20 protein-coding genes and 1 pseudogene are annotated in these 20,906 nt (G+C 71.6%); 8 read left to right on the plus strand and 13 right to left on the minus strand.

Annotation, left to right across the window (positions count from 1 at the left end):
• Positions 1-3: 3 nt before the first annotated feature.
• The 3 genes from ACTMTI_RS02620 to ACTMTI_RS02630 all read right to left on the minus strand — a co-directional run bounded on the left by ACTMTI_RS02620 (position 4) and on the right by ACTMTI_RS02630 (position 7,462).
• Entirely contained in the window at positions 4-5,856 is a 5,853-nt protein-coding gene (locus ACTMTI_RS02620; RefSeq protein WP_441117949.1) for a hypothetical protein, read from the minus strand.
• 94 nt (positions 5,857-5,950) lie between these two features.
• Positions 5,951-6,577, minus strand: a complete 627-nt coding sequence (locus ACTMTI_RS02625) for a LysE family translocator (protein WP_441117950.1) — start codon at positions 6,575-6,577, stop codon at positions 5,951-5,953.
• 21 nt (positions 6,578-6,598) lie between these two features.
• A complete protein-coding gene (locus ACTMTI_RS02630; RefSeq protein WP_441117951.1) occupies positions 6,599-7,462 on the minus strand; it encodes a LysR family transcriptional regulator in 864 nt (287 codons plus the stop codon).
• 110 nt (positions 7,463-7,572) lie between these two features.
• Between ACTMTI_RS02630 and ACTMTI_RS02635 the strand changes: the two genes are divergently transcribed.
• Complete coding sequence (locus tag ACTMTI_RS02635) at positions 7,573-8,100, plus strand: cysteine dioxygenase (RefSeq protein WP_441117952.1); 528 nt, start codon at positions 7,573-7,575, stop codon at positions 8,098-8,100.
• On the opposite strand, the gene ACTMTI_RS02640 is transcribed toward ACTMTI_RS02635, so the two are convergent.
• Together ACTMTI_RS02640 and ACTMTI_RS02645 are read right to left on the minus strand one after the other, a co-directional pair.
• Positions 8,079-8,729 (minus strand): alpha/beta fold hydrolase, encoded by a 651-nt coding sequence (locus ACTMTI_RS02640; protein WP_441117953.1) that lies wholly within the window; start codon positions 8,727-8,729, stop codon positions 8,079-8,081. The two genes, ACTMTI_RS02635 and ACTMTI_RS02640, sit on opposite strands and share 22 nt — an antisense overlap.
• Entirely contained in the window at positions 8,711-8,857 is a 147-nt protein-coding gene (locus ACTMTI_RS02645) for a hypothetical protein (RefSeq protein WP_441117954.1), read from the minus strand. Before ACTMTI_RS02645 ends, ACTMTI_RS02640 begins: the two co-directional genes overlap by 19 nt.
• 71 nt (positions 8,858-8,928) lie before the next feature.
• Here ACTMTI_RS02645 and ACTMTI_RS02650 point away from each other — a divergent pair, with 71 nt between their 5' ends.
• Positions 8,929-9,561, plus strand: a complete 633-nt coding sequence (locus tag ACTMTI_RS02650; RefSeq protein ID WP_441118145.1) for a winged helix-turn-helix transcriptional regulator — start codon at positions 8,929-8,931, stop codon at positions 9,559-9,561.
• 45 nt (positions 9,562-9,606) lie between these two features.
• Positions 9,607-10,107: a pyridoxamine 5'-phosphate oxidase family protein gene (locus ACTMTI_RS02655; protein ID WP_441117955.1), complete on the plus strand. Its 501-nt coding sequence runs from the start codon at positions 9,607-9,609 to the stop codon at positions 10,105-10,107.
• A gap of 294 nt (positions 10,108-10,401) precedes the next feature.
• Here the strand turns inward: ACTMTI_RS02655 and ACTMTI_RS02660 are convergent, their stop codons facing one another.
• Positions 10,402-10,806: an ester cyclase gene (locus ACTMTI_RS02660; protein WP_441117956.1), complete on the minus strand. Its 405-nt coding sequence runs from the start codon at positions 10,804-10,806 to the stop codon at positions 10,402-10,404.
• Positions 10,807-10,897: 91 nt separating this feature from the next.
• On the opposite strand from ACTMTI_RS02660, the gene ACTMTI_RS02665 reads away from it, so the two are divergent.
• The gene (locus tag ACTMTI_RS02665) at positions 10,898-11,431 is read left to right on the plus strand and encodes a TetR/AcrR family transcriptional regulator (protein ID WP_441117957.1); all 534 of its coding nucleotides are present in this window, start codon (positions 10,898-10,900) and stop codon (positions 11,429-11,431) included.
• Positions 11,432-11,535: 104 nt separating this feature from the next.
• A pseudogene (locus ACTMTI_RS02670) lies at positions 11,536-11,724 on the plus strand (transposase); the annotation flags it as partial.
• 7 nt (positions 11,725-11,731) lie between these two features.
• Here the strand turns inward: ACTMTI_RS02670 and ACTMTI_RS02675 are convergent.
• From ACTMTI_RS02675 to ACTMTI_RS02685, 3 genes are all read right to left on the minus strand, one after another.
• Positions 11,732-12,220: a hypothetical protein gene (locus ACTMTI_RS02675; RefSeq protein WP_441117958.1), complete on the minus strand. Its 489-nt coding sequence runs from the start codon at positions 12,218-12,220 to the stop codon at positions 11,732-11,734.
• A 157-nt stretch (positions 12,221-12,377) separates the two neighbouring features.
• Positions 12,378-12,893, minus strand: a complete 516-nt coding sequence (locus ACTMTI_RS02680; protein WP_441117959.1) for a hypothetical protein — start codon at positions 12,891-12,893, stop codon at positions 12,378-12,380.
• Between the two features lie 295 nt (positions 12,894-13,188).
• Positions 13,189-14,544, minus strand: a complete 1,356-nt coding sequence (locus ACTMTI_RS02685; RefSeq protein WP_441117960.1) for a dipeptidase — start codon at positions 14,542-14,544, stop codon at positions 13,189-13,191.
• A 243-nt stretch (positions 14,545-14,787) separates the two neighbouring features.
• On the opposite strand from ACTMTI_RS02685, the gene ACTMTI_RS02690 reads away from it, so the two are divergent.
• Complete coding sequence (locus tag ACTMTI_RS02690) at positions 14,788-16,170, plus strand: aspartate aminotransferase family protein (protein WP_441117961.1); 1,383 nt, start codon at positions 14,788-14,790, stop codon at positions 16,168-16,170.
• Positions 16,171-16,221: 51 nt separating this feature from the next.
• Positions 16,222-17,331: an alanine dehydrogenase gene (ald, locus tag ACTMTI_RS02695; RefSeq protein ID WP_441117962.1), complete on the plus strand. Its 1,110-nt coding sequence runs from the start codon at positions 16,222-16,224 to the stop codon at positions 17,329-17,331.
• On the opposite strand, the gene ACTMTI_RS02700 is transcribed toward ald, so the two are convergent.
• Together ACTMTI_RS02700 and ACTMTI_RS02705 are read right to left on the minus strand one after the other, a co-directional pair.
• Positions 17,328-17,786, minus strand: coding sequence for a VOC family protein (locus ACTMTI_RS02700; protein WP_441117963.1), 459 nt, complete (start codon positions 17,784-17,786; stop codon positions 17,328-17,330). The genes ald and ACTMTI_RS02700 overlap by 4 nt on opposite strands.
• Positions 17,783-18,100 (minus strand): PadR family transcriptional regulator, encoded by a 318-nt coding sequence (locus ACTMTI_RS02705; RefSeq protein WP_441117964.1) that lies wholly within the window; start codon positions 18,098-18,100, stop codon positions 17,783-17,785. The genes ACTMTI_RS02700 and ACTMTI_RS02705 overlap by 4 nt, the downstream gene beginning before the upstream one ends.
• A 60-nt stretch (positions 18,101-18,160) precedes the next feature.
• Between ACTMTI_RS02705 and ACTMTI_RS02710 the strand changes: the two genes are divergently transcribed.
• Positions 18,161-18,529 carry a VOC family protein gene (locus tag ACTMTI_RS02710; RefSeq protein WP_441117965.1) on the plus strand — a complete coding sequence of 123 codons (369 nt, stop codon included), beginning with the start codon at positions 18,161-18,163 and terminating at the stop codon, positions 18,527-18,529.
• 29 nt (positions 18,530-18,558) lie between these two features.
• Here ACTMTI_RS02710 and ACTMTI_RS02715 read toward each other — a convergent pair whose 3' ends face one another.
• A complete protein-coding gene (locus ACTMTI_RS02715) occupies positions 18,559-19,944 on the minus strand; it encodes a tetratricopeptide repeat protein (protein WP_441117966.1) in 1,386 nt (461 codons plus the stop codon).
• A 55-nt stretch (positions 19,945-19,999) separates the two neighbouring features.
• On the minus strand, positions 20,000-20,890 hold the full coding sequence (locus ACTMTI_RS02720) for an urease accessory protein UreH domain-containing protein (protein ID WP_441117967.1): 891 nt from the start codon (positions 20,888-20,890) through the stop codon (positions 20,000-20,002).
• Between the last annotated feature and the right edge of the window lie 16 nt (positions 20,891-20,906).

Below are 20,906 nucleotides of genomic sequence, written 5' to 3' on the forward strand. Positions count from 1 at the left end.
GGCTCACCGGCTCGTGAGGTCGCGGAGCTCCGCCTCCAGCCGCTTCGCCTCGTCGTCCCGGCTCGCCTTCGCCTGCCTGCCGGCTCGCCCCTGCCCGCCAGCCTTCTCCACCAGCGCCAGCCTGCCGCGCAGGACGTCACGCAGCAGGTCGGCCAGCCCTTCGTCGCCGTCACCCGCCAGCAACTCGCGCAGCAGCCCCGCCGCGACCCGCAGCGCGGCGTCGGCCGCGTCGTCCCTGCCCAGCTCCTGCTGACAGAAGCCGAGCCGGGTGTGCGCCACGGCCCTGGCGAGCGGGTCCCGCGTCACCTGCGTGCCCCGATGGAAGACGAGGCCGGCCTCCAGCGGCCGTCCCGACTCCATGAGCGCGTCGCCCAGCATGAGCATCGCCCTGGCCAGCAGCCCGGACAGCGGCGGATTGCCCGGGGCGTACCGCTCCAGTGCCGCGACCGCCTCGCGCAGCGGCTTCACCGCGTCCGCGGGCAGGTCCCGCATCCTGAGCGCGGCGGCCAGCGTCAGGCAGGCGCCCGCCCGGCTGGTGTGCAGGGCCTGCGCGTTCATGCCGGTGGTCAGGAGCGTGTCGTAAATCGCGATGGCCTCGCGGGCCCGGGCCTCCGCCTCGCTCCCGCCGTCCAGCCCCAGCAGCGGCAGCAGCTCCGAGCTCTGCGCCAGGGAGTCGGCGAGGATCGCCCGGTACGTGAGATCGTCCGGCGACCGCCTGGCCACCGGGATCAGCCGCTCCACCAGCGCGTTGGCCTCGCTCAGCGCGCCGCGCACCATGTGGCACCTGGCCAGCCGCTGCAGGGCCAGCGCGTGCTTGACCGTGCCCTCCGGGTGCCCGGTCGTGGCGATCCCGGCGTACTCGGCGGCCTCCTCCGCCCGCCCGCCCGCCAGCAGATCGTCGGCGATCATCGCGGCGACCTCGGCGGCGTCCACCGGCTTCGGCAGCCCGGTGTAGATCTGCAACGCCTCCATCAGATGCGCCAGTGCCTCCCGCGTCCTGCCGGTCGCCCGCAGCACCTGCCCTCTCACCTGGATCGCCTGCGCCCGCACCGCCGGCAGCTCTTGACCTCTTTCCCTGGCGCGCTCCAGCTCGGCCAGCGACCAGGCGACCGCCTCCAGCGCGGCCTGCGGGCGGTCCAGCATGGCCAGGCCGGAGCCGAGCCGGGCGTACGTGAGGGCCGCGATGGCCGGGTCGTCCAGCTCGTCGCACAGGTCGGCGGCCCGCTCGCAGTGCGCCAGCGCCTCCATGGCGCGGCCGCGGTCGAGCAGCTCGACCGCGTAGCGGCCGAGGGCGGCGGCCAGCTCCCTGGTGTTGTCCTCCTCGTCCAGCAGGGCGATGGCCTGCTCCAGAATGCCGAGGTCGGTGTGGTCGAGCTTGGCGAGCGCGGCGAGCGCCAAGCCGAGCCGGCCGCGGTACGCGCTGGAGACCGCGGCCAGGCCCCGATAGACGCGGACGGCCAACTTGGCGGCCAGGACGGCGGTCCCCGTGTCGCCTGCCTGGGCGGCGACGGTGCTGAAGCGGGCCAGGCAGCGGGCGTACGCGTCGTGCAGGCCGGGATCGCCGCTCAGCGGCACCTGCCGTTCGAGGGCTTCGGTGAACGTGGCGAGCGGCGGCAGCAGCACGGCCGGCGCCACCCCTCGCACCCCTGAGAGGTCGGCCGCGTAGGCGGACAGCTCCTCGACGAGGGTCTTGAGCACGTCGGCGCCGGGCAGCGGGCGCATCTCCAGGATCCGGGCGTACAGGGCGATCCCGGCGGCCTGCCCCTCCTCGCGCGCTCGCAGCCTGGCCAGGCGTACCAGGGCCAGCAGGTGCAGGTTCGCGAGGTCGGCAGGTACGGGGTCGTGGTCGGCCAGCAGCGCGGTGCCCTCGGCCAGGCGCGACCTGGCCGCGTCGTCGTCATGCTGCTCGGCCAGACAGAGACCGGCCAACTCCAGGCAGGCGGCGGTGATCAGCCGCTGCTCGTCCGGCTCCGTGTCCGTCGGCGGACGAGCGGGCAGGATGTCGAGCGCCCGGGTGGCGGACTTGACCGCGCCTTCCATGTCCTGCCTGGTGAAGCGGATGCCGCCCTGCAGCCGCAGCGCTCCGGCGAGCGCCAGGGGAGATTCGATCCCTTCCGACACGAGCGCGGCGTACAGCCTGACCAGCCGGTCCGCGGCCGCCTCGGCGTCGGACGGGCAGGCGGCGCGAGACAGCGCGACGGTCTCCAGGATGAGCAGCTCGGCCAGCTCTTTCCCGGACGCGGGGCTGGCCCCGGCCTGCCCGTGGGACTCGATGGCGGTGAGCAGATGGGGCACGGCCTCCTTGTGGTGGCCGAGCGCCACGAGCGTCCGGCCGAGCGCCGCCGCGACCTGGCCGACGGCGATCGCGTGCGGCCCATCCGGTACGGCCCGCCGCTGGAGCAGCTCGGCCGCCTGCATCGCGAGCGCGAACCCGTCGTCCGCCCGGCCCGCGTCCGCCCAGGCGCGGGCGAGCATGGCCTGGGCGGAGACGTAGGCATGGACGTCTTCGAGCGGCGGCTCATCGACGATCTCGACGGCCTTGCGGCGCTCCGCCAGCAGCTGCTCGGCCCTGGTGACGGCCTGTCCCGGGTCGGGGGTGACCAGGGCCAGCATCCAGTGCCGCTCCTGGCCGGGCTCGCCGGCCGGGGGCGCGTGCGACCTGCCGAGGCTCGCCCGCACCTCGGCGCTGTGGCGCAGGTAGGAGGCGTCCTCCGTGCTCAGGACGTCGTACAGCTCGGCGGCGAGCTCCAGATGCGCCATCCCGTCGGCCGGTCGGCCGAGTTCGTCCAGGCACAGGCCGAGCAGACGTCTGGCGCCGGCCTGCGTGTGCCGCTCGGCCGCCACGCTCATGGCCTCCTGCAGCGCGTCGAGCGCCTCCTCGGGCCGGTCGTCCAGCAGCAGCAGCTCACCCAGATCGGCGAGCTGCCCGGCCAGCGCGGCCCGGTACTCGCCGGGATCGAGGGCGACGAGCGCGCGCAGGTTCCGTACGGCCTCGGCGGCGGCGCGCGCCCCGGCGTCGAAGTCGTCCAGAGCGCCGTGGAGCCGGGCCAGCAGGCCGGTGGCCTCGGCCAGCATGAACCGCAGGCCGGGCTCCTCGGCGGCGAGGTCGCGCAGGCGTACGGCCGCCTCGTTGGCGGGGGCCAGGGCGTCGGCCGTTCTGCCGTGGTCGTGGAGCCAGGCGGCGAGGAGGCGGAGCTGGTGGGCCAGATCCCGGTTCGTGGGAGCGATGCCCTTGACGGCGGTGGCGGCGGCAACGGCGAGGCAGGCGGCCAGCTCCGGCATCGCGAGTGAGGTCGCGAGATAGGGGTCCTGCTCGGACGGCGCGGCACCGCTCGGCTCTTCGAACGGCGCCAGCGGGTCGGGCATGACCGGCTCAGCGGCGGTGGCCGTTCCGGGCAGCACGGACAGGACACCCGCGAGGTTGGCCGCGAAGTCGCGGTCACCGCCCGCCGCCCGGAACGCCTCGACGGCCTCGTTCGCCGGCCCGGTCCCCAGCAGCGCGCACGCCAGGTTGTAGTGCGCCCGCGCGGCCTGCCCCGCGTACCGCCAGTCGTCCTCGGCGAGGATGCGGAATCTGGCCGCCGCCTCCTGCGCGGGCTTGAGCGCGCTGCCGGGCTCGCCCGCCAGCAGCAGGCAGGCGCCCAGGTTGTACAGGGCCTCCGCCTGCCCGGCCGCCTCCTCGTAGGGGGGAGCGGCGCCGAAGATCTCGACGGCTTCGGCCGCCGCGACGACCGCCTCGCCCACCCGGCCCACCGCCGCGAGCCGACCGGACAGCACGGACAGCGCCCCTGCCAGCGGGATCGGCGCGCCTCCCGCCCGCAGGTGCCGGACGGCCAGCTCGCCCAGCGTCACGTCGAGGGCTCGCAGCCCGAGCCGGGAGTCCCGCCGTACCGGCAGCGCGGCGACGGCCGCCACGAGCTCCTGATCATCGGCGAACAGCCCCAGCGCGGCGTTGAGCGCGTCACCGAGCCGGCTCGCCGGCGCCGCCGCTGCCTGCGCGACCAGCCTGCCGATCCGGCCCGTGAGCAGCGTCCGCAGCGCCGCCCTGACCGGCGCGGCGTTCGCCGACCGATGGAGGAGGTCGAGCATGCGCACGAGGTGCTGGGCGGTGCGCCCCTCGTGATCGTGTACGGCGAGCACGAGCTCGTCCAGGCGCTCTGTGCCGGCCAGCAACCGCTCGGCCAGGATGTCCGGTCCCAGCCGCTCGCCCCCGGAGAAGATCCGCCCCAGCCAGCCGGTCACGCCCAGGACCTCGCCGTGGATCCCGCCGTCATCAGCGGCGCGCAGGCCGGGCACGGCGGTCATCAGGACCGGGAGCTCGGCCGGCGTCGGCGCCGTGAGCATGAGCACCGCCACGGCCTGGCGCGCCGTCACCTCGTCCACCCGCTCGTGCCCGGCCGGCCACGCCCGCGCCCACTGGCCGTGCTCCCGGGCCAGGAACCGGCTCACGAGCTCGCCCCCCGCCCCGGTGTCGTCCTCGCACAGCCGCATCAGGGCGGCCAGGTGGACGTGGAGCGGAAGCCCGTACTCGGGGTCGTCGAGGGACGGCGGCGTGGGCAACGCGGCCCTGCTCGGCGCGAACGCCTTCATGGCCGCGAGCGCGTGCTCGGTCCGCTCGCGCAGGGTGAGCGGACGGGCGTTGAGCTGGACGGTCGTGGTGTTGAGCCGCCGCAGCCAGCCGCCCGCCGCCGTGTCGAGCCGCCGCCACCACTCCGCCGCGCCAGGCTCGCGAACCAGTAACAGCAGCCGTACGGGCGGATTGCGCCCGTGCTTGGCCAGCCGCCGCACCAGCTCGCCGACCAGCGGCCAAGACGGCTCAGGATGATCGACGACGAGCAGGGCCGGCCGCAGAGCATCCGGCGGCACCGGGCGGCGGCCGGACAGCGGGCCGCAGACGGAGTCCAGGGTGAGGAACCCGGCGTCCCACCCCGCCCGCGCCACCTCCTCGCACAGCTCGCCCGCCAACCGGGTCTTGCCCGTGCCGCTCCGCCCGGTCACCACCGCGATGGACAGCGCGCCCGGCTCGGCGGCCCACGCCCGCAGCAGCGCCAGCTCCTCATCCCGACCCAGAAACGGCACCACCGCATGCCGCGGCACCAGCAAGCGCCAGTCCGGACAGTCCTGCGGCAGCCGCTCGCGGGCGGGGGACAGCAGAGCGGGCAGGATCACCGACGGGTCGCCTTCGGCCACGGTTTCGAGCCCGCCGGGCACCACACAGGCCAGCTCGCGGAACCGCTGGTCGCTCAGCAGCGCGGTGACGGGGATCGCGTTCAGGCGGCGCCGGCCGTACCCATCGTGGGTGGCGGTGACCACGCCGATGATCTGCCTGGCCGGTTCGGCGAGGAGGGCGGCGCCCGACACGCCCTCCCACAGGGCGGACGCCGGCGCCTCGGGGGTGAGCACGCTGACCGCCAGCGCCTTCGTCACCGCGCCCGTGGGGGCGTCGACCAGGCCCGACAGCGTCTGCGCGGTCCTGGACCCGGCCCGCTGCCCCGCCCGGGGAAAGCCCCGGGCCGTGCCGCGCAGCCGGTAGCGCTCCTGGTCGTCGTCGGTGGCCACCCTGGCCCAGCGGACATGGTCGACGCCAGGGATCTCCTTCCACGGGGACTCGGCGGCCCGGAGCAGCACCGCGTTCGTCCCGCCGCGCCCTCGCCACACCTGCTCGGCCCGCAGCCATCGCCCCGACCACGCCGCACGTACCTGGCACGGCGCGTCGGGATCGACCACGTCGCCCGAGGTCAGCACCAGATCGGCGCCGATCGCATAGCCGGAGCCGGTCACGCCGACCAGGTCGTCATGACCGGAGTAGACCTCGACGGCCCGCTCGAGCCCGAGGCGGTGTGGTGGCGTGTCCATGAGGTCCGCCTATCAGGTACGTCCCGACGTGCCGTTCCCCGCGATCAGCGTTCGACCTCAACTATCGCACTATGGAGCGGAAATTTCTGGCTTGTCACGCCTTCTCGGTCGTGAGCCAGGCCGCCAGACCGAGGTAGACCACCCCGCTGCCCACGTCGAGGCGGCGACGGGCGCGGGTGGACCCGCGTACCCGGCCGGCCAGGGCCGAGGAGAGCATCGCGTACGTGCCGTCGGAGGCCATGCCGAGCAGGATCCACAGCAGGCCGAGCAGGAGGATCTGAGGGGCGACGGGCCCCACCTCCAGGCTGACGAACTGCGGCAGGAACGCCAGGAAGAAGATCGCCGTCTTCGGGTTGAGGACGTTGACCACGAACCCTTCCCAGAACAGCCGCCGCTTCGACTGCACCTGCAGCTCCATCGTCTCCTCGGCCCCGCCGCGCTTCAACAGCTTGCGTACGCCGAGCCAGATCAGGTAGGCGACACCGACCCACTTCACCACGGTGAACGCCGTGGCCGAGGCGGCCAGCAGCGCGCTGATGCCCAGTGCCGCGGCGGCCACGTGGACGAGCGAGCCCGCGTGCACGCCGAGCACGGAGATGAGGCCGGCGGAGCGGCCTTGGGAGACGCTCCGGGTGACGATGTAGAGGACCGCCGGTCCGGGTACCACGAGCAGTCCGAGAGTGGCCACGCAGAAAAGGGCGAGCGTTGAAATATCCGGCATAGGGCCATCGTAGGAGTGGCGTCAAAGGCTTTCATGGAGGGCCTTCAGCAGCGCCTCGGTGGCGGGAGGGTGGGGCGGGTCGCCGTACACGGCGGCGTACACGTGTCGCGTCGAGCCGGCGATCTCGGCCACCTCCACGCCCGGGTGACGGTACGCGCGCAGCGCGAGCCCCGGCAGCATCGTCAGGCCCAGCCCCGCCGCCACCAGTGCCTGCACCGCCACGATGTCATCGCTCGCGAACGTGATCTGCGGCGCGAACCCCGCCTTCTCGCAGATGTCCAGCAAATGACTGCGGCACCGGTCGCACCCCACCATCCAGGACGAGTCGGCGTGCTGAGTCAGCTCGCCGTCCGTCGGCGCGCTGGACACCAGGTAGCCGGGATCGTCGAGGAGATGGATCATGGTGATGCCGTTGTCCTCGGGCGCGGTGTCGTCGTAGCGGAACACCACCGCCACGTCCACCCGCCCGGCCCGCAGCAGCCTGAGCGCCTCGGGCGGCTCGGTCTCGGTGAGGTGCAGGCGCAGGTCCGGATGCCGGCCGGCGAGCAGCGTGGCCGCCTTCGGGACGAACGTGCCGAGCGCGGAGGGGAAGGCCGCCAGCCGGGCGCGGCCCGTACGCAGCCCTACATGGGCGGCGAGCTCCTCGGCGGTGTCGTCCAGGCGGCCGATGATCTCCGCGGCCCGCTCGGCGAGCAGCCGGCCCGCCTCCGTGAGCCTGATGCCGCGGCCGGCGCGCTGGATGAGCCGGGCACCGGTCTCCGCCTCCAGCCTGGCCAGGTGGTGGCTGACCGACGGCTGTGAGTAGTGCAGCTCCTTGGCGGCCGCGGTCAGCGAGCCCTTACGGGCGACCGCGACGAGGACGCGCAGGCGTACGACGTCGAGCATCCATCAAGCGTATCTATGGATAAGCCCAAAAACTTCTGTTGGACCTATCGGTGGGAAGGGGGGACCGTAGAAGGGGAAGGCGAATAATCCTATTTCCCTAGGGGTATAGCATGAATATGGTCTCCACCACCGCCAGACCGGGCCTCGATGTGCTCGTGTCCGGCATTTCCGGAATAGTCGCCCAGCGGCTGGGGCTTCGCGAGACCGCGTACGCCGTGGCCGACCTGCTCCGCGACCGGCTGCCCGGACCCGGCATCCTCACGCCCCGGGAGCGCGAGGGCTCACCCGACGGGTACGTGTCCAGCGTGCTGTACGCCCAGCGCGACTTCTCGATCGTGTCGGTCGTGTGGCGGCCCGGTCAGTACACGGCGATCCACGACCACGTGTCGTGGTGCACGTTCGGGATCATCAGCGGGATCGAGCACGAGACCCTCTACCGCGACATGGGCGATCACCTGGTCGAGATCGGCCGGACCGACAACCGGCCGGGCGAGGTCAGCGGGTTCGCCCCGCCCGGCGACATCCACATGGTGCGCAACACCAGCGCCGAGATCGGGGTGTCGGTGCACGTGTACGGAGCCGACGTGGCCAAGCTGGGCAGCAGCGTGCGCCGCGTCTACGACCTGCCGGTCAGGTAGCCCTCCAGGTGATCGGCCAGCTCCTTGGGCCGGGCGAGCATGGGTGAGTGCCCGCCGTCGATCTCGTCGGGCGTGATGCCGAGCCGGCCGCCTACGACCCCGCGCATGAACTCCGGCGTGAAGAACCGATCGTCGCGGCACAGCAGGAACCTGGTCGGCACATCCGGCCACTTCTCCAGCGGCCACGGCTCCACCAGCGCCTTCTCCGCCTGCTCCCGCCCTCGCCCGATCACCTGCTCGGCCAGTTCCCTGGGCACGTCGTGCATGAACAGCCCGACCGGGTCGTCGATGTCCTGGTGACCGAAGCCCGTGTTCTCCCACCAGTCGGCCGGCGGCTCGCCCGGCGCCGGAATCATGGCCGTGACCAGCACCAAGAGCTGGGCAGGCACGCGGTCGCAGACCAGCGGCCCCACGAACCCGCCCCACGAGTGGGCCACCACGACCAGGTCCCGCCGCTCGCCGACGGCCTCGACCACGGCATCGGCATAGTCGAACAGGCCGGCCGACTCGTCCTCGATCGGCAGGTCCACCGCCACGACGTGGTGCCCGCGCCCGCGTAGCTCGGCGGCCAGCAGGTCCCAGTGCCACGCCGCGCCCCCGCCGCCGTGGATCAGCGCGAATGTCGCCATGTGTGTACCTCCGGATCAGGGCGCTCAGGCCAGGGCGCCAGGCAGTCGGTGATCAGCACCTCGGGCGGCGGCCCCGGAATGCCGATGGCGATGTCCGGCCGCGCCCGCAGCGCCGGCAGTCCGCTCATGGCATTCTCCGGCCGATTTGGTCCTAAAGTAGTACTAACAACTTGGTTTATACAAGGAACCCGGGACCGTGATGCGGACTTATGACGACCCCTGCGGAATCGCCCGCGCCCTTGACCACGTGGGTGAGCGCTGGGCGCTGCTGATCGTCCGCGAGCTCCTGCTGGGCCCTAAACGCTTCACCGACCTGCGCACGGGCCTGCCCGTCGCCAGTCAGAACGTCCTTTCCCAACGCCTGCGCGAGTTGGAGGACTCGGGCGTGGTACGGCGCCGCAAGCTGCCCCCGCCCGCGGCCGCCTGGGTTTACGAGCTGACGGAGCGCGGCCGGGAGTTGGAGTCCGTGGTCCTGGCGCTGGCCCGCTGGGGCAGCAGGATGCCGATGCGCTCGGCGAACTCCCTGAGCGTCGACGCCCTCGCCGTCGCTCTGCGGTCCACGTACGAGGGCGAGGCCGCCCGCGGCTTCGCCGCCCGCGTCGAGCTGCGCCTCGGGAATGACCGCTTCCTCGCTGAGGTGGCGCCGGCCGGCTTCACCCTGACCCGCTCCGGCGCGGCGGCGGACGCCGTCCTGGAAACAGACGCCGACACCCTTCGCGGCCTCGTCTTCGGCGGCCGATCCCTGGACTCGGAAGGGGTGCGGGTGGAAGGGGACCGGGAGCTCGTGCGCCGCTTCCTGACCCTCTTCCCGCGCCCCGCGATGAGTTCCTGACGCCGGGCAGGTCTGTCCAGGTGAGGCCGATACGGAGGATGGATCATGGAACCCACCACGAAACTGGACGCCCGCTTCAGCGACGCGAACGCCACCCCGACGCCGTGGGCCGAGGCTAGCGACCAGCTCGAACGGGCGGAAACGTACTGGCTGAGCACCGTACGCTCCGACGGCCGCCCGCACGTCACGACGCTGCTGGCCGTCTGGCAGGACGACGCGATCTTCTTCTGCACCGGTGCCGAGGAGCAGAAGGCCCGGAACCTGGAGCAGAACCGCAACTGCGCTCTCACGACCGGCGCCAGCGCCCTGCACGAGGGCCTCGACCTGGTGGTCGAGGGCGTCGCCGAGCGGGTCACCGACCCCGGCAAGCTCAAGCGCCTGGCCGGCGCCTGGGAGTCGAAGTACGGCAGCGACTGGCACTTCGACGTCGGCGACGGGGTGTTCACCCATCCGCAGGGCGGTGAGGCGCTGGTCTTCGAGGTGGCCCCGGCCAAGGTGCTGGGCTTTCGCAAGGGCGAGTACAGCCAGACGCGCTGGCGCTTCTAGCGCGTCCCAGATAGGAAAGGAAATTTGCGCAATCGGCCTGGGACGACGCCTGGCGTAGTGCGGCCTTCACGTCCGAGTGCCTGATGTCGCTCACCGCCGAGGAACTGAGCCACTTCGCCGAGGAGCTCAATGAGCTCACCGCGAAGTGGCGGGCGCGCGGGACGGCGGCCCGCGAGCCGAGGCGAATCGCCATCGCCCGGTCGCCCGGAGGCGGTCCGGCTCGTCAGGTCACGGCTGGCGGACCCGCCTCGGCTGGGTCCTGGTGGAGACGGGCCTCCGCCTCGTCCACCGCTATTAGCGGAGGCCGAGCTGGTGGTCCATGGCCACCGCGTCCCTGATGGCCCAGTGCTCGACGATCCTCCCGTCCCGTACGCGGATCATGTCCATGCCGCGCACCTCGTACCGGCGCCCCGTGGCCGTGTGGGTGCCACGGCTGAGGTAGACGTTGGCCGACAGCTCGTCGGTCGCGACGTTCTGCTCGACGGTGACCGACACGTCATGGAAGCCGGTCTCTCCGGAGATCGCCTGCTCCCACTTCTCCCGCCATGCCCGCCGGCCGTGATGGTCGCCGTCCGCGCCGCCCCGATGGTCGATGACGTCGGGATCGATGAGCGCGAGCGCGTCATCCATCCGCCCGGTCGCGATGACCTCCGGGTAGAGCGCCACTATCCGCCGATGCACCTCACTTGCGGTCGCCATGCTCGTGCCTCCTCGGTTAAGTGGGGAGTTCCCCGGTTTTCTGACGCCGCTACACTAACCGGGGAAGTCCCCACTTAGCAAGGAGAGACGGATGGCGGGAACACGTCCTCGCCGCTCGGATGCGCGACGCAACTACGACCTGCTGCTGGCCGCGGCCGCCCAGGTCTTCGCCGAGCGCGGCACCGACGCCCCCCTCGACGAGGTCGCCCGCCGAGCCGGGGTGGGCAACGCCACCATGTACCGGCATTTCCCCACCCGCTCCGACCTCCTGGTGGCCGTCTACGCCGACGAGGTCGCCCAGCTCTGCGCGAGCGGCGCCGCCCTGCTGGCCGCCGACTCGCCAGGCGAGGCGCTGCGCGAGTGGCTCAGTCTGTTCATGGAGCACGTGACGGCCAAGCGCGATCTGGCCCTGGCGGTCACCGATCAGGGGCGTTCCACCCTGGTGGCGGAGTGGCACGAGTCCATGCTCACCACCGCCTCGGCGCTGCTGGAGGGGGCCAAGCAGGCCGCCGCCGTCCGCGCCGACCTCGACGTCCGCGACCTGCTGACGCTCGTCAAGGGCATCGCCCTGGCGGCCACGGATCGAGCCCAGGCCGAACGGCTTCTAACCCTCGTCGCGCTCTGACCGCGTGGCTCTCATTGGGCGGCCTTGCCGGACCTTTTTGTACGTGACAAGGACATGGATCACTTGTCATGATCCGTGCCCAAGCCGTGTACCCCTGCGGGTGCGTCGCCCGCCGCGGCACTCCACACGGCTCCGGCCTGGGCGTTCACCGCTGGGTGGTGGAACGCACGATCGCGCTCCTGCACTGGTTCCGCCGCCTGCGCATCCGCTGGGAGGTCCGCGACGACATCCACGAAGCCTTCATGACCCTCGCCGCCGCAATCATCTGCTGGCGACGGCTCACGAGAAGCTGATAACAGGTCAGCGATCGGATCCAACCGCCGACAGGTCCCCAACGGCGTCGGCGTAGTAGGCCGAGTCTGCCAGGTGGAACGCGATCTGCCGGAATGTCCAGCCCTCACCGGGCGACCGGTCGAGCTGGTCTGGAGTGAGCGCGGTCAGTCGGTCGGCCCAGATCCGGCTGAGCCGGGTGAGCCGGCTCCTGGCCTCGTTCAGGTCTTGGTCGGTGAAGGGCGCCAGATCGGCAGGAGTTGTGCTCGCCGACGCATGCCAGCGATCAGGGATCGTGGGGTTGCCGACCAGCCGTGCTTCCACCTCGGCGAGGTGATCGATGAGGTGATCGGTGACTCGGCGGATTGCCTTGTGCGGGGTGTAGACCCGCTCATCGGCGCGCACCGGGCGACCGTCCCACGTTGTCCAGGTCGCCGCCAGGTCGAGTACGTGGTCGATCATCGACGTGACGACCAGCGCCGGTTCGCGATTATCAGTGGTCGGAATCTCATCGGACATCCACGGCCTCCAGCTCAGTGCGTTACACGACCGGACAGGGCACACTCACTGACCACAACCCGGCGGAGACCGACAACGGCTCCGGAACGCAACTTAGGCTCCAGACATCTCGATGGGCATCGAAGCATGGATGCACGGCCGGTCAAGATTCATTTTGTTAGGACCTCTTAGCCCGGCCGGGGACCGTGAGGTTGTGGATTTCCGCCTCGACGTGCACGATGCCCTGAACGGCCCCGGAGAACATCACGGCAAGCGTGTCACCGAAGGGAGCGTCGGCATCGGGATGGTTGTGGACGTGCCCGAGCTTGACGACGGGCGCCCCACTCCCGCCAGTACGAAGACATCCCGAACCGGAGTTTTCATCACTGCCGATCGCGGTCACACTGCGGTCATGGTGGCTTCCAACTGGCGCCTCGCGTCCGCCCATGTCGTAGCGGACGTCGGCGCCCGCGGTGAGTTCGGCCAGGCGCTGCACGGTGCTCGGGTCGCGGAGCAGTTCGGTGAACACCTCGCGCAGTCCGGTGACATCGCTGCCGGGGGCGATCAGGGCCGCCTGTGCCTGCGCGTTCAGCACCATGCGCTGGGCGGCCGATCGCCGCTCTGTCTCGTAACTGTTCAGCAGTCCGGACGGGGCGCTTCCCCGGATCGCGTGGCGATCGAACAGTGGCTGCAAACGACTGCCTCGTCCTCCACGACCAGTGGGCTCGTCGTGCCGTCTGGCTCGCTACCGGACCTCCTTCGCACCACGCTCGCACCCGCTCGGGGTGGGCTCCCCCGTCCGCCCACTGGGTAATCGGGTAAGGGGCGGGCGAGGGCGCCGGAGGCGCATGGGGTGCGCCGGAGGCGCCTGAATAAGAGCGTCTGAGCTCCCATGGCGCGTAGCGCCCCCGCGCGAAGTCCTTTGGGGCGGGCTCCCGCAGGCCGACCACCACCCAGCATGACATGGGGTGGGTGGTCGGCGGGGGAACCTACACGCCCAGCGCCGAGGGAAGGCTCAGCTCGCGGAGGAACAGGGCCTCCGCGGTCGCCACCCGGCGCAGTTCCTCCAGGTCCACTCGCTCGTTCGGGGCGTGAATCGCCGCGTCCTCGTCCTCCGCCCCGAACAACAGGATCTCCGCCGCCGGGAACTGCTTCAGCAGCGTGTTCACCAGCGGGATGGACCCGCCCGCTCCCACGTCACGCGGCGGCCGGCCGAAGGCTCGCTCCATCGCCCGGTTCAGGGCCGAGCGCGCCTTTCCGCCGGAGTCGGCCTGGAAGCCGGAGCCCACCGTGAAGTCCCCGAACGTCACCTGCACGCCCCACGGCGCCATCTGCCGCAGGAACTCCGCCACCGTGTTCACCGTCGTCTTCGGATCCCCGGCCGGAGGCACGCGTACCGTCACCCGGGCCCGCGCCACCGGCTGCACCGCGTTCACCGCCCCGGACACCGTCGGCACGTCCAAGCCGGTGACCGTGATCGCGTAAGAGGACCACAGGCGGTCCGCCAGCGAGCCCGCGCCCACCAGCGACACCCCGTCCAGCACGCCGGCCGTCTTCCTGAACTCCTCCTCCGACGGCCCCTGCCCCAGGAAGGACCCACGAGGCAGGCCAGGCACGCGGATGTCGCCGTTGTCGTCGTGCAGCGCGGTCAGCATGCGCATCAGGGCCGCCAGCGCGTCGGGCGCGGCGCCGCCGAACGAGCCACTGTGCACCGCTTCACGAAGCGTGCGGACCTCGATGGTGAAGGCGGCCATGCCGCGCAGTGACGTGGTGACGGCCGGGTCGCCGACGCGCGGGTTGCCGGTGTCGGCCACCACGATGGCGTCGGCTCGCAGCAGCTCGGGGTTCCGCTCGACGAACGCCTCCAGGCGCTCGCCCGCGTACTCCTCCTGGCCCTCGATGATGACCTTGATGCCCACGGGGAACCGGCCCTGGAACGCGCGCAGGGCGGTGATGTGGGAGATGATGCCCGACTTGTCGTCCGCGCAGCCCCGCCCATAAAGGCGGCCGTCGATCAGCGTCGGCTCGAACGGAGGGGTGCGCCACGCGGCCGGGTCACCCGCGGGCTGCACGTCGTAGTGCGCGTACAGCAGAACCGTCGGCGCGCCGGGAGGCGCCGGGGCCTCGCCGTAGACCGCGGGGAAGCTGCCCTCGACGGGCACCTGCTGGACGCGGGGGAGGCCGACGGACCGCAAGAGCTCCTCGGTCATCGCCGCGGCGGCGAAAACAGGCTCTTCCGGATGCCCGGGGAAGGCCACGGAGGGGATGGCGGCCAGCCGCTTGAGCTCCTCGATGGCCTGGGGCATCGAGGCGGCGACGGCGCTCTCAATCTGGTCAGGAGTCACGGGAAGGTCCCCCGGGGTCGTTCTCGATAGATCTGGACAGTTTGCTCTTATTGGATCACAGAAGGTTCCATCACGCCGGAACGGGCACGGCCCACGCGTCAACCTACATGCGGATTTCGTTGCTGTTACATAGCGGTTCTGCGGATCTCGATTTTCTTGCATAGTGTTGCGACCGATTCGCTTGGCAAATCCGCAGGTGAGCATGCACACTGTGGGGAGGTCGGCACACGAGGGAAGATAACCATGACGCAGCCGGAACACGACGTCCTTAAGGCCGCGCAAGACCATCTGTGGTTGCACTTCACCAGACACAGCGCATACGAGCAGTCCCAGATCCCCACCATCGTCCGCGGTGAGGGGTCCTACGTCTACGACATCAACGGCAAGCGCTACCTCGACGGCCTGGCCGGTTTGTTCGTGGTCCAGGTCGGCCACGGGCGCCAGGAACTGGCCGAGGCCGCCGCCAAGCAGGCCCAGGAACTGGCGTTCTTTCCGCTGTGGTCCTATGCGCACCCCAAGGCGGCCGAGCTGGCCCAGCGTCTGGCCGAGCACACCCCCGGCGAGCTGAACAGGGTGTTCTTCACCACAGGCGGCGGCGAGGCGGTGGAGAGCGCGTGGAAGCTGGCCAAGCAGTACTACAAGCTCGTCGGCAAGCCGCTCAAGCACAAGGTCATCAGCCGCCAGATCGCCTACCACGGCACCCCGCAGGGCGCGCTGTCGATCACCGGCATCCCGGCGTTCAAGCAGATGTTCGAGCCGCTGGTGCCCGGTTCCGTCAGGGTTCCCAACACCAATCACTACCGCGCTGACGAGATCACCGGCGTCAAGGGCATGACGCCCGAGGAGTACGGCGTGTGGGCCGCCGACCGGGTGGCCCGCGCCATCGAGATGGAGGGCCCCGACACTGTGGCCGCCGTCTTCGCCGAGCCGGTGCAGAACGCCGGCGGCTGCTTCCCGCCGCCCCCCGGCTACTTCCAGCGCCTGCGCGAGATCTGCGACGAGTACGACGTGCTGCTCGTCTCCGACGAGGTCATCTGCGCCTTCGGCCGCCTCGGCACCATGTTCGGCGGCCAGAAGTTCGACTACGTGCCTGACATCATCACCTGCGCCAAGGGCATGACCAGCGGCTACTCGCCCATCGGCGCCATGATCGCGCACGAGCGGCTGTTCGAGCCGTTCAAGAACGGCGACACGATGTTCGCGCACGGCTACACCTTCGGCGGTCACCCGGTCTCCGCGGCCGTCGCCCTTGCCAACCTCGACATCTTCGAGCGCGAGGATCTGCTCGGCCACGTCACCAAGAACGAGCCGCTGTTCAAGGAGACCCTGGACGGCCTGCGCGACCTGCCGATCGTCGGCGACGTGCGCGGCGCCGGCTACTTCTGGGGCATCGAGCTGGTCAAGGACAAGGCCACCAAGGAGACGTTCACGACCGAGGAGTCCGAGCGGCTGCTGCGCGGCTTCCTGTCGAAGGCGCTGTTCGACGCGGGGCTCTACTGCCGCGCCGACGACCGCGGCGATCCCGTCATCCAGCTCGCGCCACCGCTGATCGCGGGGCCCAAGGAGTTCGACGAGATCGGGTCAATCCTCCGCGGCGTGCTCACCGAGGCCTGGGCACACCTCTGACACCCTCAGCCCGGTACGACGGCGTGCCGGCTCCCGAAAGGATCCATCGCAATGAAGATCGGCGTACCGGCCGAGGTCAAGAACCACGAATATCGTGTCGCCGCCACACCCGCGGGCGTTCACGAACTGGTCCGCAACGGCCACGACGTCCTCGTCCAGCGGGGCGCGGGCCTGGGCTCGCACATCACGGATGAGGAGTACCTCTCGGCGGGCGCGAAGATTCTCGACACCGCCGACTCCGTGTGGGGCGAGGCGGACATGGTGCTCAAGGTCAAGGAGCCGATCGCCGAGGAGTACCACCGGCTGCGCGAGGGCCTGGTGCTGTTCACGTATCTGCACCTGGCCGCCTCCCGCCCCTGCACGGACGCGCTGCTCAACGCCAAGACCACGGGCATCGCGTACGAGACCGTCCAGGTGGGCAACGCGCTGCCGCTGCTCGCCCCGATGTCCGAGGTCGCCGGGCGCCTCGCGCCGCAGGTGGGCGCGTACAACCTGATGCGCTTCAACGGCGGCCGGGGCGTCCTGCCGGGCGGGGTGCCCGGTGTGGCCCCGGCCAAGATCGTGGTGATCGGCGGTGGTGTGTCCGGGCTGAACGCCGCGCAGATCGCCGTCGGCATGGGCGCCGAGGTCACCGTCCTCGACACGAACATCGACCGCCTGCGCTTCATCGACGCCATCTACCAGGGCCGCCTCAAGACCCTGGTGTCCACGTCGTATGCGATCGAACAGGAGGTCCTGCAGGCCGACCTGGTCATCGGCGCGGTGCTGATCCCCGGCGCCAAGGCCCCGACGCTGGTCTCGAACGACCTGGTCGCGCGCATGAAGCCGGGCTCGGTGCTCGTCGACATCGCCATCGACCAGGGCGGCTGCTTCGAGGACTCGCGCCCGACCACGCACGCGGAGCCGACGTACAAGGTGCACGAGTCGATCTTCTACTGCGTGGCCAACATGCCGGGCTCGGTGGCCAACACCTCCACGTACGCCCTGACCAACGCCACCCTCCCGTACGCGGTCAAGCTGGCCAACCTGGGCTGGCGGAAGGCGCTCAAGGCCGACGCCGGCCTGGCCGGCGGACTGAACACGCACGACGGCCTGCTGACCAACCAGCCGGTCGCCGACGCGCTCGGCCTGCCCTGCACGCCGGTCGCCGAGCTGGTCTAATCGGTCGAGGGGTACGGCTCCGCGGCCGTGCCCCTCACGATCTCATCGGGCGTGAGCTGCTCCCTGGCCGTCGACAGCGCCCATCGGTGCCCGAAGGGGTCGCGCAGCACGCCGTACCGCTCGCCCCAGAACATCTCCTGCACCGGCATCTCCACCTCGGCCCCCGCCGCGATCGCCCGTTCGGCCACCGCGTCGGGGTCCGCCACCTCCAGCAGGATCAGCACGGGGCTGCCGCCGAGCGTCGGCGGCGCCAGCGCGTTCAGCGACGGCGTCTCCTCGCTGACCAGCAGCCGCCCAGCCCCGAGCTGGAGCTCAACGAAGAGGATCACCCCGTTGGGCAGCGTGTTGCGAAACACCTCCACCGCTCCCAGGCCCTCACGGTAGAAGGCGATCGCCGCCTCCGTGTCGAGCACGAACAGATGCGGGCACAGCCCTTGCGGCCGCAGCGATATCATGCGATCAGCCCTGCCTCTCTCGCGGCCGTCACCATGCGGGCCATCAGCTCGGCCTCGGCCCGCGCGGCCTGCTCGCCCTGCGGTGTCAGCTTGTAGTAGCGCCTGCGCGCGTCATGCGGCGCCGCCGGGTCCGCGCCATCCGACTCCTCGACCAGGCCGTCGGCCACCAGGCGGCTGATCGTCCGGTAGAGCGTGCCCGGACCCAGTTTCACCGCGCCGCCGCTGGCCTCCTCGACGAACCGCATCACCGCATAACCATGCCCGGAGCCGCTGGCCAGCGCCAGGAGCACGTGGAACCCGGCGGCGGTGAGCATGATTGACACGATAGCACCACGGTGGTTATATCCAAGATGGATATAACCACAGGAGGAGCGATGACGCTCGGCATCAGCCAGGTCACCATCTACGTCGAGGACCAGCAGCGCGCGGTCGATTTCTGGACCGGCAAGATGGGCTTCACGATCACCACGGACCTGCCGTACGGCGAGGACCGCTGGATCGAGGTCGAGCCGCCCGCGGGCGGCACCCGGCTGGTCATCTCCAAGGCCGGTCCCAAGTGGCCGGGCCCGGCCAAGGACCTGCCCAACTACGTCCTGTTCCAGGCCGACGACATCGTCAAGGCGCACCGGGAGCTGGCGGCCCGCGGCGTCGAGTTCAGCCAGGAGCCGAAGCAGGAGCCGTGGGGCTGGTCGGCGGTCTTCAAGGACGACGAAGGCCACCTGTTCCACCTCGGCCAGCATTGACGCAGGTCCAGTAGGCCGCTGAACGCGGCCTACTGGACGCCCAGCCGGCGGCGCAGGTCGCGGGCCGTGGTCAGGACGTGCCGGAGCTCGCCCGGGCTCGGCCACGGCGCGCTGCCCGGGCGCAGCAGCGTGCCGCGTACCGACGCCAGGTGCTCGACGGCGCTCGCGTGCACCCCGCTCCGCTGCACCAGCCACCCGATGACGTCCGAGTGGTCGTGCAGCGGCCGGGTCACCAGATCCCAGGTGCCCAGCACCTCTGTCAGCTCCGCCACGTCCAGTGCGACGCCGCCCCTGCGCCCGGTGGCGGCCGCGGCCAGCTCGGCCCGGGCGGTCAGCTCCGGCTCGGCGGGCCGGTCCCAGGCGGGCGGCGGCGGGTCGGACAGCCATCGGCTCGCCTCGCCGACCTCGCCGGCCACCGACAACAGCCCGCCCAGCTCGACGGCGGCCCCGTGGTGCCCGGCCCGCGCCGCCTGGCGGAACCAGTGCTGGCCCCCGGCCAGGTCGCCGAACTCGGCGATGAGCAGCAGGCCGTAGTTGAAGGCCGACTCGGCGTCCCCACCCGCGGCCGCCCGGCCGAACCAGTGGCTGGCCGCACTGCAGTCGCCCAGCTCCACGCACACGAACCCGGCCATCCGCTGGTCCTCGACCCGCCCGGCGTTCGCGGCGCGCTCGAACCAGGCGCGGGCCGTACGCAGGTCGCCTCTGGACAGCGCGACCCCGCCGAGCCGGGAGGCGGCGCCGGGGTGCTCGCTCTTGGCGGCCAGCCGGTAGTAGGCCTCCGCGCCCGCCGGGTCGCGGCTGGCCTGCAGGTAGAGGCCCAGGCAGTAGGCGGACTCGGCGTGGCCGCCCCTGGCCGCGTATTCCCACCACCGCACGGTCTCCCCGTCCTCGCCCGTCGAGTAGGCGAGGAAGCCGAGATCGCACGCCGAGGCCACGTCGCCGTCGGCCGCCGCCTGCCGGTGCCACTCGCGCGCCGCCGGGAGTTCGCCCGCGTCCTCGCACACCAGCGCCAGCCTGCGCGCCGCCGTCCTGGATCCGGCGCGGGCCGCGATCGAGTACCACCTCTTGGCCGCGTCCACATCGCCGCGCTGCTCCAGCAGGAGCGTGGCGAGGTTGGTCGCGGCCTCGGCGTCGCCGGTGACGGCGGCGACCTCGTACCAGCCGACGGCATCTTCGAGGCTGCCGTGTTTCTCGTGCCAGATGCCCAGGTTGTAAGCGCTGTCGATGTTGCCGCTCGCGGCGGCCCGCTCCCACCAGTGTTTGGCGGCCGCGCGATCGCCGTGCTGTGCGTAGAGCTTGCCGAGCCGGTGCGCGGCCTGCGGGTCGCCTGCCTGCGCGGCGGCCAGCAGCTCGGGTTCGTCTCCCACGCGCGGTGCCGGTACGGCCGGCGCCGCCACCTCTCCTTGCCAGGCCATGGCGACAGAGTGGCACGTGATCACGCGATCGCGAACAGTAATCGCCGACAAGACGCTAAGAGAACTCGATGAACCCCGCGTACATGCCCATCCCGCAGACGTAACGCAGCGAGCCGGCCGGCTGCGGCGGCAGTCGTACGGTGGCCGGCAGCGCGACGTCGCGCCCGCCGATCGCGACGGTGCCGGTGCAGCCCCGGTCTGCCAGTTTGAAGACGATCTCGACCGGCACGCCCGCCGGAGCCGCCACGACGGCCGGGCGGTAGCCGTCGCGCGTCGCCCAGACGGTGACCGTCGGAGACGCGGGCGCCGATGCCGGAGCCGCCGTGCGGGGCAGCCAGCCGCCCAGGTTGAGCCCGGCGCCGATGGTCCAGAGCCCGGCGGCGATCGCCACGGCCCCGGCGACCCTGGCCAGCCGGGTGCGGGAGAGGCGCCGCAACACGTACCCCAGCAGCGCGAACGCCGGAGCGGTGCCGATCACGAACCCGGCCATGGCCGCCGCCCCCGCCAGCGGGGAGCCGCTGGAGATCGCGATCAGCTCCATGCCGAGGGTCACGCCGCAGGGCACGAGGATGGTGGCCGCGCCGAGCAGCGGCGCTTTGTACCGGGAGACCCCGCCTTGGGGCGGCGCCGCACAGTGCCCGCGCCTCATGAGCCGGACGGCGAAGACGATCACCGTGATCCCGGCCGCGACGAGCAGCGCGGCCCGAACGTGCGGCGGCAGGCTGACGGCCTCGCCGAGCAGCCCGAGCAGCGCCCCGGCCAGCGTGTACGAGGCCAGCCGCCCCGCGAGGAACCATCCCACCAGCGCGGGATCGCGTCCATGGGAGCGGTTGGTCAAGCCCATGAGCAGCCCGCCCTGCGTCGCCGTGCACGTCGCGGTCCCCGCCACCAGCCCGGCGGCCACCCCGCCGGCGAGCAGGGTGGCGGCCTGCGCGCTCAGTGGCACCCGCGGAACTTGCCTA

This window comes from Nonomuraea sp. H19 (genome assembly GCF_052068215.1).
GTDB lineage: Bacteria > Actinomycetota > Actinomycetes > Streptosporangiales > Streptosporangiaceae > Nonomuraea.

Bases quoted from the DNA above. Each gene is read 5' to 3' on its own strand.
- ACTMTI_RS02620 (WP_441117949.1), bottom strand. From the start codon at position 5,856: ATGGACACGCCACCACACCGCCTCGGGCTCGAGCGGGCCGTCGAGGTC.
- ACTMTI_RS02700 (WP_441117963.1), bottom strand. From the start codon at position 17,786: ATGATATCGCTGCGGCCGCAAGGGCTGTGCCCGCATCTGTTCGTGCTC.
- ACTMTI_RS02635 (WP_441117952.1), top strand. From the start codon at position 7,573: ATGAATATGGTCTCCACCACCGCCAGACCGGGCCTCGATGTGCTCGTG.
- ACTMTI_RS02625 (WP_441117950.1), bottom strand. From the start codon at position 6,577: ATGCCGGATATTTCAACGCTCGCCCTTTTCTGCGTGGCCACTCTCGGA.
- ald (WP_441117962.1), top strand. From the start codon at position 16,222: ATGAAGATCGGCGTACCGGCCGAGGTCAAGAACCACGAATATCGTGTC.
- ACTMTI_RS02660 (WP_441117956.1), bottom strand. From the start codon at position 10,806: ATGGCGACCGCAAGTGAGGTGCATCGGCGGATAGTGGCGCTCTACCCG.
- ACTMTI_RS02715 (WP_441117966.1), bottom strand. From the start codon at position 19,944: ATGGCCTGGCAAGGAGAGGTGGCGGCGCCGGCCGTACCGGCACCGCGC.
- ACTMTI_RS02650 (WP_441118145.1), top strand. From the start codon at position 8,929: ATGCGGACTTATGACGACCCCTGCGGAATCGCCCGCGCCCTTGACCAC.
- ACTMTI_RS02675 (WP_441117958.1), bottom strand. From the start codon at position 12,220: ATGTCCGATGAGATTCCGACCACTGATAATCGCGAACCGGCGCTGGTC.
- ACTMTI_RS02710 (WP_441117965.1), top strand. From the start codon at position 18,161: ATGACGCTCGGCATCAGCCAGGTCACCATCTACGTCGAGGACCAGCAG.
- ACTMTI_RS02645 (WP_441117954.1), bottom strand. From the start codon at position 8,857: ATGAGCGGACTGCCGGCGCTGCGGGCGCGGCCGGACATCGCCATCGGC.
- ACTMTI_RS02705 (WP_441117964.1), bottom strand. From the start codon at position 18,100: ATGCTCACCGCCGCCGGGTTCCACGTGCTCCTGGCGCTGGCCAGCGGC.
- ACTMTI_RS02630 (WP_441117951.1), bottom strand. From the start codon at position 7,462: ATGCTCGACGTCGTACGCCTGCGCGTCCTCGTCGCGGTCGCCCGTAAG.
- ACTMTI_RS02640 (WP_441117953.1), bottom strand. From the start codon at position 8,729: ATGGCGACATTCGCGCTGATCCACGGCGGCGGGGGCGCGGCGTGGCAC.
- ACTMTI_RS02655 (WP_441117955.1), top strand. From the start codon at position 9,607: ATGGAACCCACCACGAAACTGGACGCCCGCTTCAGCGACGCGAACGCC.
- ACTMTI_RS02690 (WP_441117961.1), top strand. From the start codon at position 14,788: ATGACGCAGCCGGAACACGACGTCCTTAAGGCCGCGCAAGACCATCTG.
- ACTMTI_RS02665 (WP_441117957.1), top strand. From the start codon at position 10,898: ATGGCGGGAACACGTCCTCGCCGCTCGGATGCGCGACGCAACTACGAC.